This is a genomic window from Cytobacillus firmus DS1, from assembly GCF_000565285.1.
Taxonomy (GTDB): Bacteria; Bacillota; Bacilli; order Bacillales; family Cytobacillaceae; genus Cytobacillus; species Cytobacillus firmus_A.
Genome location: NZ_APVL01000004.1, coordinates 54,623 through 66,545 on the forward strand (window position 1 = coordinate 54,623; position 11,923 = coordinate 66,545).

Sequence of the window (11,923 nt, forward strand, 5' to 3'; positions counted from 1 at the left end):
GTCCTGAAAGCTGCAAAAAAAAGTGAATTCTGCAATGATTTGCTTTCCCTTTACTTGCCGCTGTCTGATTGCAGGGTAAACACCGTGAGTTCAGGTCTGGATAAAAAGCGGAAGGGCAGCCGGGTTGTACCAAGCCCTCTGTTTACATAAAGAGTTAAAGGATTTTGACTGCCAATTTCATAGAAGCCTTCATGGTATCTTTCAGCATGTGGAGGTTTAACTAAGGCTCCAAAGAACGGGATTTTTATTTGGCCGCCATGACTATGGCCGCTCAACTGCAGATTTATGCTGAAGGCTGAGGCTGCATCTGCTAAATCCGGTGCGTGGGACAATAAAATGTTATATGATGCCCCGTCCATGTTTTCGCTGGCCAGCTTTATGTCCGGCCTTCCGAGCATGGCATCGTCAATGCCGATAATCCCGATGCTGCTTCCGGATAGTTCGAGTTTTCGATTTTCATTCAGCAAAAGAGTAAAGCCTGAATCTTCCATAATAGATTTATAGATATCTGAACCATAGCCCCCGTGATCATGATTCCCATAAATAGCAAATCTTCCGAGCGGTGCCTGAATTCTTTTCAGGAGCGGTGCAATTTGGTCTGCTTCCTGAAATTTATTAGGTTCATCCATCAGGTCACCTGTAAAGAAAACAATGTCAGGCTTCTGGCTGTTTATCTTTTCAATCAATTCTTCCAGCTGTTTCAGGTCATAATGAAATCCTAAATGGGTGTCGCTGAATTGGATTATTTTTTTATTATTGAACGCTAGGGGAATTGCGCTGTCAGATATTTTGAAGTTTGTGATTTCCAGGAGCCTAGGCTCTATATCCCGTGCATAATAATAGCCGCCTGCACTAATACCAAACACAGCAGCAAAAAAGCCGAGAGTTCTTTTTAAAAAAGATCTTCTGGACACTTTTTCCGGCATTGGGCATACCAACCTATCTTTAAAAATTTTTTCTGGGTCCGCATGAGAAGAGAGATAATAGCCTTCTCATTACAGTATCTTTAATACTATCAAACTATCCTATTAAAAAGAAGAATTAACTATGCTTGTTTTTTATCCTTCATTTTCCTTTAAAGAAATGGCTGTTTTCGCAAGGCTTGCTGCTTTTTAGTATCTTATTTACTGAGTTGATTGGAACGGAAGGTGAGAGATCCTCGAAAATGCTGCCGCATTTCCTTCGTGCGGTGTTTATTCGAGGATACTTATTCAAGTACTGCGGGAGTAGCGGGACAGGTGAGACCCCGCAGACGCGGAGCGTCGGGGATGCTCACCGCCTGCCCCGCGGAAAGCGAGCACCCTGGAGTGGAAATCCACGGACAGCATTGAAAGATGGAAACCAATAATATATACGAAAAAAGCCAAATTAATTTATTTATAAATAATAATTCGAAAATTCTATATTTAATGGTAAAATGTAAATGAATGACTATTCATTTTTGAGAGGGGAATTAGGATGAAGAATAAAACAGTCATTGTTACTGGCGGTTCCAGCGGCATGGGGAAGTATATGGCAAAGCGGTTTGCTGAAGCTGGTGCCAATGTGGTGATAACAGGAAGAAACCCGGAACGCCTCGAGACAGCCAAAGCTGAAATTGAAACATCTAAAGGACAAGTTTTGACCATTCAAATGGATGTCCGTGAGATTGAACATGTTAAACATATGCTTAATGAAACACTGAGTACATTTGGGCAGGTTGATTTCCTTGTTAATAATGCTGCAGGTAATTTTATATGTCCTGCAGAGCACTTGAGTGCAAATGGATGGAATTCTGTTATTAATATTGTCCTGAATGGAACCTTTTATTGTTCGAGCGAAGTAGGTAAATACTGGATTGAAAAGGGGATTAAGGGAAGCATAATCAATATGGTGGCTACATATGCATGGGACGCCGGAGCGGGAGTCATACACTCGGCTGCCGCAAAAGCAGGGGTATTATCCATGACAAGAACATTGGCTGTCGAATGGGGAAGAAAATACGGCATAAGGGTAAATGCTATAGCTCCAGGCCCGATTGAAAGGACAGGAGGGGCTGACAGGCTTTGGGAATCGGAGGAAGCTGCAAAAAGGACTCTTCAAAGTGTACCGCTTGGCAGGCTCGGAAAGCCTGAGGAAATTGCTGAATTAGCCTTCTTTCTTTTCTCAGAGCATGCAGGTTATATTAATGGGGAGTGCATCACAATGGATGGCGGCCAGTGGCTGAACCAGTTTCCGTTTTAATGCATGAAAAAGCCGGCTGAATGGTTTTCAGCCGGCTGACATAGACTATTGATAGCTTACAGCTCTCGACTGCAAAGCTTTCCATGATGAGATAAATCGTTCTTTTGAAACCTTCACCTTTTTTTTCCCTGATAGTGGGTCGTTAAGAAAAACAAACTGATCATCATACCCTGCCAATACGACTGCATGAAGATCCAATGGAGTTTTAATGGTTTTGCCGGAGTGAGTCCAGGATTCCCAGCGGTCAGGAAGCCTGTAATCTCCTGTGGTCCAGACGACAGCAGGATATCCTTTGGAAACATGCATGAGAACTTCATTAAAATCCCGGCCGGTTAAATTAACGGCTCTTCCAGGCAGGTATTTATTCACCAATTCTTCAATTGGCTTATCAAAAACTGCGTATCCGGCATTTCTCCCTGTCATATCTCCCACAAATCCTTCTTCAGGATTACCCCATTTTAAAATATCACCTTTTGAGAGTATCAGCGGATCATTATCTTTTTTTACTTCATTGTACAATTCCATTTTCCCGACTTGGACACCTGCATGCTGCAGAACCATTGTCAGGCTGGTTACTTCACATCCATACTTCAATTCAGGATTTTGTCTGATTAGTGGAACATCAATGATGACAGATGTTTTTTTAACAGCCTCAGCGTCTTCCGTATGTCGGGCTGTTACTTTCTGCTGATCCTTCTTTGCTTTGACTGGTATTTGGGCAGTCAGCTCTTTTGAATTCATGTCAGTCTCTTGTACAGGACTGGCCGGTTCTGAATGTCCGCAGCCAAGCAAAGGAATAAGAAGGGATATAAATAGGAGCTTCCTCATGTAATACCCTCTTTCTTTTGATGTCCTGATATTAGCTTGTGGAGTATAACACGGCAATATGATGCAAAGCTTTTGCCAAACAATCATGTTTCATCAAGAAGTGGAAGCTATATTTTGAATAGTAAAAGTTTTAAGCGAATATGGTATAATAACTCATTAATCGCAGTTTCACTTTATTTACATAGGGAGGCTAGGACATGGATGCATTGGATATCCTTACAGATTTGGATAATGTATTTCCTTATTTCCAGCCAATATTCAGTGCAGATGAGCATCGTGTCATTGGTTATGAGGTATTAGGACGATATAAAGGTTCTGATGGGACTGTCAGTCTGGGGCCATTCTTCCACGATGAGAATGTTCCTGAAGAATACCGGATTGAGGTGGATTATGAAGTATTAAAGAAAGCTTTAGGCAAGGCGCAGCATCTTGATAAAGATGTTCTGATTTTTATAAATAGAGATGCTGACTTGCTCATGTATAATGATGGGGAACAATTTTTAAATACCCTCCAGGAATATGAAAAAAAAGGCATAAGCCTTGACCGGATTGTATTGGAAATTACCGAAAGGAATTACAAAGGCGATATTGACCACCTGGATCATCTTTTAAATTATTACAGGACATATGGAATCAAGCTAGCGATTGATAAACTTGGAAATGAAAGCAGTCATCTCGATCGGATCGGACAATTGGCTCCTGACATTTTAAAAGTGGATCTTGAGTCCATGAAATCAAATGCATCTGCTTATAATTTTAATGATATCCTCTATTCTTTATCCATGCTTGCCAGGAAAATTGGAGCGAGCTTGCTTTTTGAAAATATTGAAATGGTTTACCAGCTTCAGTATGCATGGAAAAATGGTGGCCGTTACTATCAGGGCTATTATTTGCAAAAACCTGCAGAAAATTTCCCTGACAGAGATATTTTAAAGGAAAAATTACGAAATGAATGCCACAGGTTTATGGTGCATGAAAAGAAAAAACTGGAGTCATTGTATCAGGTTACACTTGAGTTCAATGACATGCTGATGGATTTTGTAAATAAAAATAAAAAGGTTTCTGTATATGAAGAAACTTTGGAGCAGATCGCTCTCCTGTTGGACGGGGCAGCTTTTCGCCTTTATATATGCGATGAAGACGGATTTCAGAAATCTGCAAATTACTTCAAACGGGAGGGAGGATGGCTAACCCAAAATGAATATCTTCATAAAAATTGGAGCTGGCGGCCGTATTTCCTTGAAAATATAATGAAAATGCGAATAAATAAGAAGGGAATTCTCTCTGATTTATATACCGATATTGAGACAGGTGAAACCATAAGGACGTTTTCCTTCCCGCTTAATTCCAGTGATTACTTATTTGTGGATTTATCATACGAGTTTTTATATGAGCATGATGGATTATTATAAGATAAAATTTTAAGTATAATCACTCTTGATTTGAGGGAATGTAAGTGTAGAACTTTCCTCAAGGAGAGATTAATCATGAGCATTTACACATTGATCATACTACTGATCGGAATTGGGATACTTGTTTATTCCCTAGTTTACACTTTGTTTATTGGAAAAGAAAGAAAGGCAGTAAAGGGCGATATCGATGCAGAACTGCCGGATAATGTTCAAAAGCATGCATATATCAGGAATCCAATTTTTTTGACATATGCCATTTGCTTTGGAATTCTTCTTGTAATGATTACTTATTTTGCACTTACATGGACTTGGTAAAGGCCCTTCACTGGAGGGTCTTTTTTTTGACGTTTTTTATAAACTTGATCAATTGACAATATTTACATCTATATTATATATGTGCTTTTCCGTCTTCTGCGTTAATTCTTTGTCAATACGGGTAGATTCTTAACAAGAAAAGAATTTTCCTGTCAAAACATAAGAGAATTTCGGGAACGAATGCAGGCATCAGAAGATTTATTTACTGGTAAAATTGAGGGTGCAAACTAAGTGATGGATATAGAAAGGGAGAGTGGAATGTACAAGCACATAACAGGAATTATTATCACAATTGCAGTCATGATCGCAGCTATTCCTTCTCATACTTATGCTGAGAGAAATACGAATAAAGAAAAGGTATACGAATTCCTGCAGAATGCCTTTCAGGCACAGGTTGAGCTTAGCGGGGAAGAGCGAAGCATGAACGAAGTCGAAGAAGTGCTTGCCCCATATTTTTCTGAAGAAGCTAAAAATCAGTTTCTGAAAGAAAACCTTGTTTCAGAAAATGGCAAATACTTTACCCTTGGAGGAGATGCAGCCCCATACTACATTCCGTTTTTCACCTATTCGGATAATACCCAAATTGTTGAAGATAACGGTAAAGTTTATGTGTATGAATATTTTCCGGAAAACCATGAAGGACCTGTAGGTTATGATAGCCACTATGAGGGAATCTTGCTGGCAGAACAAGGAGGGAAAATGAAAGTCGCCAAATTCCTGGGTGAAAATATTCCCGGGAAAATAATAAACAAAGCTGATGGCGGGCAAGAAGCGGCAAAACAAACCTCTTTTAAGGCACCTGAAACAAATTGGCTAAACAATCCTTCCTATCAATTCGGATTCCTGTTAAATCCATTCCAAGCCATGTTTCGTTCAGGAAGCCTGTTCTTAACGGATAATGGAGGTTTAATTGGTTTAGTTGAACAGCAGGAGCTGAACGGACAGCTGGCAGCCAATTAGAAGAGCTTAAAAGCTTAAAGGGCTTTTAAGCTCTTTTTTTATTCCTTTCCCAGTGCTGTTCTTAGTTTTTCCAGGTCAAATCCCCTTATGACGGTGTCCCCGATGACCACCGTTGGCGTGGAAAAGGAGCTAAACTGCTTGGTCAGCTCTTTATGTGCAGCGGCATCTTTTTTTATGTCTTTAATTGTATAGGTATATCCATTCTCATTTAAAAACATCTTCGTAATTTCACAGGGCGGACAATCCGGCTGTGTATATAAAACAATCTCTTTCAATGTTAGCATCCTCCCGGCCTTTTGTTACTCTATCATAAAGCAGGAAGTTCAAGCAGGCAATCAGTTTGCTTTATGCAGGTAATCAATCAAGCCCATCGAGCAAACAGCGATATCGACAGAAAGAATCTCGTATACAGGATGGTCAGATGGGATGCCTCTGCTATTTAAATAAGCTTTAACTTTCTCTTCGAGGATGGCTTGTGCTGCCTGTGACTGCTGATCTATAGAGCCCCCGCCAGAAAAGGCAGTTTCCCCTGCATTCATGAATATCTTAAGCCAATCTTTTATTTGCCTGTAGACTTCTTTAGGGGTTGAACTCATGCCGTAATGGCCAAAGAAAATAAATTCAATGTCCATTTTTTCGTACATGTCAATGGATTCGAGCATTTTGCCTGGACTGAATTGGTTTGGTGAAGTCGAGGGCAGATACATTTCAATCCCATGTGCTTTTAACTGAGGATAAAATACACCAGCAGTATCTCCCGTAAACATCCCATTTAATGAAGGGTGAAAGATGCTGAAGTGGTGATTGGCGTGTCCGGGAGAATGATAAAATTTCAATGTGCAATTTGGACCTATTTCAAGCTCTTCTTCATGCTCTTTTGTGATAATCTTATCCTCCGGTACTGGCAAAATTGGATTAAACAGTCCATCGAATTGATCTCCATAAACAGCTTTTGCACCGGTAATTAAGCGTGAAGGGTCTGCTAAGTGCCTTGCACCTTTTGGGTGGACAATAACCTTTGCGTTCGGACAGTGGGTTAATAATAAACCGGCGCCGCCTGCATGATCAAGATGAATATGCGTCACGATGATATATTCAACTTCCTCCGGTTTAAAATGAAGCTGGTTTAGTCCTTCTAATATATAGGGGATGGAGGGGCTGGCCGAGGTTTCAATCAAAGTCAGCTTTTGTTCTGTCAGGACATATGTACCGGTACGTTTTTCCAAAGAAAGGTCAAAATCATCAATTAAATATAGGTTTTCCACCAATTTTTCAGGTTTTGCCAAAAAAAATCACGTCCTTTATAAAGCTTTTGCTTGTACAAACACCTGACAATATTTTATTCTGTTAATATTGGTATGTAAAGCATTGTGCTTGAATATTCTGAATTTATTTCTTTAGGATAGAAACATGCCAAAAGAGAAACCTAAATGTGAATTATGGGTTTTGTTTTGGAAAGGAGAGAGAGCATGTCACAGCTTCAAGGTATATTAACACGCTTAAAGAGCTTACAGGAACAAGCAACAGGCGGAGAGCCAATGCAAAGATTTTTTGAGGTGAATGGTGAAAGAAAATGCCAGGTAACTTTTCATCCGAAAAATGAAACATTTGAGCTGGAAGTATATAACGATAAAGAAAAGCCAAAAAGATATCAATTCGACAACATTGATATGATCACAATCGAAATTTTCGATTTGATTCAATAATTCAAAACATACATAAGGGGCCTTTTTGGCCTCTTTTCTTATATTCCCTGTAAAAATAAACCAAATGCCAGAGGTGGGAAATGTATTACCTGCTCATGATTATGCTGTTTTTTACAGTGCTGCTTTTGCTTGCAGATTTAATTAATACAAAAAAAGAAGTAATCCGGATCAGGAAAACTCTTGAAGAAATGAAAGAAATTTTAAAAGACAATAGAGACTCGAAAAAATAGGCATTGAGAATAATAAGCAGTATATGATCCTTTAAGTTGAGGTGAAGCAGAATGATGCCAACTGTAACATGTCCAGCCTGCAGGGCAGAAAAAGAAATTGATGCCGTATTAACTGCACAATCCAATCAAAATGTTATTTATCACTGTCCTGACTGCAGCTATGAAGTTAGAGACATTCAAACCAGTAAAGGATAATAGGCGCAAAATACCGGAGACTGTGATAAAATGGTTGAGAAGCATAACTAATTTTTGAGGAGTTTTCAGTGATGATCAGTCTCCATAGCGAGGAATTTTTAGAATTTAACATTAGTGATTTCATGATTCCTTCTGAACGGGTAGCACATGTCCAGGTTGGCAATAACCTTGAGCATGCCCTCTTAGTACTAACGAAAAGCGGTTATACAGCAATACCTGTACTGGACCCGCAATATAAGCTGCAGGGCTTAATCAGCACACCTATTATCATGGATTCCATTCTCGGTCTAGAGCGGATTGAATTTGAGCAGCTGGAGAAAAAAAGGGTTGAAGAGGCTATGAACAGAAATATCCCCCGGCTTGATGCTGAATCTTCTATTCAGGAATCGATCGCTCTCTTAGTTGACCATCCATTTATATGTGTTGAAAACAAGGAAGGCTACTTTGAGGGAATACTGACTCGCAGAACAGTATTAGATCAATTAAATAAACATATCAGACGATTAAATAAACGTTAAATATCACAGCTCCCCGCAGTGGGAGCTTGCTTTATTTTCAATAATAAGTATTCAGGCCGGTTTATAGCCGTTATTTTCGGATTTATACTTGGAGGGGAAATACTTGAGTCAAACTTTACATAAAAAAATGCCTCAAGGAAAGAGGAAAGTAACCAAAAAGCCTTTTGTGCTGGCTTCAGTAATGCTTGCCATGTTTATGGGGGCTATTGAGGCAACCATTGTATCAACTGCAATGCCTGCCATTGTTGGAGATTTAGGCGGATTTGCTTTATATAGCTGGGTGTTTTCAGCTTACCTGCTAATGAATGCTGTGACTGTATTGATTTATGGCAAGCTTTCAGACTTATTTGGGCGGAAGCCCGTTTTGACGTTCGGGATTATCATCTTTTTAATAGGTTCTATTTTATGCGGTTTTGCGGAATCGATGACAGCACTGATCATTTTCAGGTTAATCCAGGGTTTTGGTGCCGGAGCAGTAATGCCGATTGCAACAACCATCGTCGGAGATATTTATACAAAAGAGGAAAGGGCACAGGTGCAGGGGTATTTATCAAGTGTTTGGGGAATTTCAGCTATCATGGGCCCGGCAATAGGCGGGCTTCTGGTTGAATTTGTCAGCTGGCGATATGTTTTTTGGGTTAACATACCACTTGGCATCATGGCGATTGCAGGCTTGTGGCTTTTCCTTCATGAAAATGTGGAAAGGAAAAAGCATCAGATCGATTATGCAGGAGCTGTGCTATTAACAGTTTCCATTTCATCTCTTATGTTTGTGCTTGTGGAAGGAGGAACAAATTGGGCATGGAATTCCATTGAAGCAATCAGCCTTTTAGCGGTCAGTATAATTGCTTTTATTTTATTTATCCTGCAGGAACAAAAAGCTGCGGAACCAATGATGCCTTTTAATATTTGGAAGGACAAGCCGATATTAATTGCCAATTTGGCTTCCTTAACAACCGGTGTCATGCTGATAGGGATTTCCAGTTTTCTTCCGGCCTTTGTGCAAGGTGTCATGGAAAGATCTCCGATAGTAGCCGGCTTTACGCTTACCACGATGTCGATTGGATGGCCGATTGCTTCTGCAGCGGCAGGCAAACTGCTTTTAAAAATTGGTTTTAGAAGTACATCTGTCATAGGCGGAGTGTTTTTGATAGCGGGGAGTATTATGTTTGTTACCCTCACTCCTGAAGCGGGACCCGTATGGGCTGCAGCGGGGAGCTTTTTGGTTGGGGCAGGCATGGGCTTGACCACTACAGCTTTTATTGTATCCATTCAGAGTACAGTGGAATGGAATCAAAGGGGAATTGCCACTGCTGCTAATATGTTTATGAGAAATCTGGGCAACACCATAGGAGCAGCCTTGCTGGGCGGAATTTTGAACAGTCAGATCAAATCATATATACAGAAGAATGGTGAAGGCATAGACGCCGGCTTATCGTTGGATTCAGCAAATGTACTATTAAATGAAGAAGCAAGAAACAGCATGGATGCAGGAATGAAGGAAATTCTGCAAAATGGCCTTACCGTTTCGCTTCATTCGGTGTATTATGCAGTGCTGTTATTTGCAGTGATAAGCTTCTTATTGGTCATTGCACTGCCGAAGCATGAAAAGGAAATCGCCGATTAGGCGCCTGTAAATCTCTGCATTTATCGTGCAGAGATTTTTAATGTTTAACTTCTGGAACTTTATCTCCCAAACCATTATCGATGATAAAGAAATTCAAAAGTAATTAAGATATACTATAAGAAAAAGTTATGAAGGGAAGATGTTTATGTCTTCACTTACAGAATTTCATCTTTTATCGGTACTGGCACAGGAAATGAATATGAGAAAAGCAGCTGAGCGTTTATTTGTATCGCAGCCGGCGCTTTCACAGCGCCTTGTGAATATTGAAAAGGAATGGGGCAACAAGCTATTCCTCCGCTCACAAAAGGGATTGTCTCTGACACCGGCTGGAGAAATTGTTATTCAATTTGTAAATGAAGTTTTGGCCAAAGAAGAAAAAGTGAGGGAGTCAATTACTGCCCTTAATTCGGAGGTTCATGGAACATTAAAAATTGCAGTTGCTTCAATTGTCGGACAGAATTGGCTGCCGCAAGTTCTTAAAAAGTTTGTCAGCCGCTATCCCCAGGCAAAAATATCTCTGATTACCGGCTGGAGCAGTGAAATATTAAAATCTCTTTATGATGATCAGGTTCATATTGGAATTATCAGAGGAACTCCTGATTGGAAGGGGATTAAAATCCCTTTATTTAAGGACAGTCTTTATCTGGTTGATACAGAAATTACAAGGCCGGAGCAGGTTCTTGAAACAGACCGGCCATTTATTCAGTTTAAGAGTGATTCAAACTATTATCAGGAAATTCAGGACTGGTGGCTGCGGCAGTTCAAAACTTCTCCAAAAAGGACAATAGTAGTTGACCAAATTGAAACATGCAAGCAAATGACTTTCAATGGAATAGGGTACGCCATTCTCCCGGCCATTACGCTGAATGGTGCAGAGAAAAATATTTTTAAGATCCCGCTGCTTGACGAGAATAATTTGCCGATTAAGCGTGATACGTGGCTTCTGGGATACGAATCGGCCTTTCAGCTCAAGCAGGTGCAGGCATTTGTTGAGTTAATAAAGGAGCACATTGAAGAAGAAAGAAAGTGAAAACCCATTTTTTCTTCCGTCATTTTTTTTTCTTGTTTTCAGCGCTTTTGTTTGTTAAAGTAATCCTAGTTGCAATGTTATACATAGAGGAGGATTTTTATTATGAAAATGATGGATGCCAATGAGATTATTTCTTTTATCCAGAACAGCACAAAATCCACGCCTGTAAAGGTTTATATTAAAGGTGATTTAGAGGGAATCGACTTTGGAGCTTCAGCTAAGTCCTTTGTAAATGGCAGTACCGGGGTTGTGTTTGGTGAATGGTCTGAAATTAGCCAGGCTATTGAAGCAAACCAGTCAAAAATTGAAGATTATGTAATTGAGAATGACCGCAGGAACTCAGCGATTCCGTTGCTGGACATGAAAAATATTAAAGCGCGTATTGAGCCGGGTGCCATCATCCGTGACCAGGTAGAAATCGGTGATAACGCTGTAATCATGATGGGTGCTTCCATAAATATCGGAGCAGTGATCGGTGAAGGCACAATGATTGATATGAATGTTGTCCTTGGCGGAAGAGCTACAGTCGGCAAGAATTGCCATATTGGAGCAGGAACTGTATTGGCAGGCGTTATTGAGCCTCCTTCAGCAAAACCTGTCGTTGTAGAAGATGATGTAGTAATCGGAGCAAATGCGGTTGTTCTCGAAGGTGTAACGGTTGGCAAGGGAGCTGTAGTTGCTGCAGGTGCGATTGTTATTGATGATGTGCCTCCATACACAGTGGTGGCAGGCACACCAGCCCGTGTGATTAAAGAGATTGATGAAAAAACTAAGTCTAAGACAGAAATTAAGCAGGAACTTCGCCAATTATAATAGTTTAAAAAGCGTGGATCTCGATCCGCGCTTTTTCTAAAGGAAATTATCAATAGGCGAACCAAG

At 40.2% G+C, this 11,923-nt stretch carries 15 protein-coding genes; 11 read left to right on the top strand and 4 right to left on the bottom strand.

What is annotated here, in order from left to right:
• Positions 1–50: 50 nt before the first annotated feature.
• Positions 51–926: a metallophosphoesterase gene (locus tag PBF_RS06420; protein ID WP_035328546.1), complete on the bottom strand. Its 876-nt coding sequence runs from the start codon at positions 924–926 to the stop codon at positions 51–53.
• A gap of 532 nt (positions 927–1,458) precedes the next feature.
• On the opposite strand from PBF_RS06420, the gene fadH reads away from it, so the two are divergent.
• On the top strand, positions 1,459–2,223 hold the full coding sequence (gene fadH / locus PBF_RS06430; protein ID WP_035328551.1) for a 2,4-dienoyl-CoA reductase: 765 nt from the start codon (positions 1,459–1,461) through the stop codon (positions 2,221–2,223).
• Positions 2,224–2,268: 45 nt separating this feature from the next.
• Here fadH and PBF_RS06435 read toward each other — a convergent pair whose 3' ends face one another.
• Positions 2,269–3,051, bottom strand: coding sequence for a C39 family peptidase (locus PBF_RS06435; protein WP_035328553.1), 783 nt, complete (start codon positions 3,049–3,051; stop codon positions 2,269–2,271).
• Between the two features lie 197 nt (positions 3,052–3,248).
• On the opposite strand from PBF_RS06435, the gene PBF_RS06440 reads away from it, so the two are divergent.
• From PBF_RS06440 to PBF_RS06450, 3 genes are all read left to right on the top strand, one after another.
• Complete coding sequence (locus PBF_RS06440) at positions 3,249–4,463, top strand: EAL domain-containing protein (protein ID WP_035328554.1); 1,215 nt, start codon at positions 3,249–3,251, stop codon at positions 4,461–4,463.
• Positions 4,464–4,538: 75 nt separating this feature from the next.
• Positions 4,539–4,778: a hypothetical protein gene (locus tag PBF_RS06445; protein ID WP_035328557.1), complete on the top strand. Its 240-nt coding sequence runs from the start codon at positions 4,539–4,541 to the stop codon at positions 4,776–4,778.
• Between the two features lie 258 nt (positions 4,779–5,036).
• Positions 5,037–5,738 (top strand): DUF3993 domain-containing protein, encoded by a 702-nt coding sequence (locus PBF_RS06450; protein ID WP_035328559.1) that lies wholly within the window; start codon positions 5,037–5,039, stop codon positions 5,736–5,738.
• Between the two features lie 38 nt (positions 5,739–5,776).
• Here PBF_RS06450 and PBF_RS06455 read toward each other — a convergent pair whose 3' ends face one another.
• The gene (locus tag PBF_RS06455) at positions 5,777–6,013 is read right to left on the bottom strand and encodes a glutaredoxin family protein (RefSeq protein WP_035328562.1); all 237 of its coding nucleotides are present in this window, start codon (positions 6,011–6,013) and stop codon (positions 5,777–5,779) included.
• Between the two features lie 60 nt (positions 6,014–6,073).
• Complete coding sequence (locus tag PBF_RS06460) at positions 6,074–7,024, bottom strand: MBL fold metallo-hydrolase (RefSeq protein WP_035328565.1); 951 nt, start codon at positions 7,022–7,024, stop codon at positions 6,074–6,076.
• A 183-nt stretch (positions 7,025–7,207) separates the two neighbouring features.
• Between PBF_RS06460 and PBF_RS06465 the strand changes: the two genes are divergently transcribed.
• The 7 genes from PBF_RS06465 (at position 7,208) to dapD (ending at position 11,857) form a co-directional block, all read left to right on the top strand.
• The gene (locus PBF_RS06465; RefSeq protein WP_035328567.1) at positions 7,208–7,444 is read left to right on the top strand and encodes a YkuJ family protein; all 237 of its coding nucleotides are present in this window, start codon (positions 7,208–7,210) and stop codon (positions 7,442–7,444) included.
• A gap of 80 nt (positions 7,445–7,524) precedes the next feature.
• Positions 7,525–7,674, top strand: coding sequence for a hypothetical protein (locus PBF_RS26090; RefSeq protein ID WP_160169246.1), 150 nt, complete (start codon positions 7,525–7,527; stop codon positions 7,672–7,674).
• A gap of 51 nt (positions 7,675–7,725) precedes the next feature.
• The gene (locus tag PBF_RS26420; RefSeq protein ID WP_200870019.1) at positions 7,726–7,869 is read left to right on the top strand and encodes a hypothetical protein; all 144 of its coding nucleotides are present in this window, start codon (positions 7,726–7,728) and stop codon (positions 7,867–7,869) included.
• A 71-nt stretch (positions 7,870–7,940) separates the two neighbouring features.
• On the top strand, positions 7,941–8,387 hold the full coding sequence (cbpB, locus tag PBF_RS06470) for a cyclic-di-AMP-binding protein CbpB (protein ID WP_035328570.1): 447 nt from the start codon (positions 7,941–7,943) through the stop codon (positions 8,385–8,387).
• A gap of 127 nt (positions 8,388–8,514) precedes the next feature.
• Positions 8,515–10,014, top strand: a complete 1,500-nt coding sequence (locus tag PBF_RS06475; RefSeq protein ID WP_035329106.1) for an MDR family MFS transporter — start codon at positions 8,515–8,517, stop codon at positions 10,012–10,014.
• A 145-nt stretch (positions 10,015–10,159) separates the two neighbouring features.
• The gene (locus PBF_RS06480) at positions 10,160–11,044 is read left to right on the top strand and encodes a LysR family transcriptional regulator (RefSeq protein ID WP_035328572.1); all 885 of its coding nucleotides are present in this window, start codon (positions 10,160–10,162) and stop codon (positions 11,042–11,044) included.
• 102 nt (positions 11,045–11,146) lie between these two features.
• Positions 11,147–11,857 carry a 2,3,4,5-tetrahydropyridine-2,6-dicarboxylate N-acetyltransferase gene (gene dapD / locus PBF_RS06485; protein ID WP_035328575.1) on the top strand — a complete coding sequence of 237 codons (711 nt, stop codon included), beginning with the start codon at positions 11,147–11,149 and terminating at the stop codon, positions 11,855–11,857.
• Positions 11,858–11,923 lie beyond the last annotated feature (66 nt).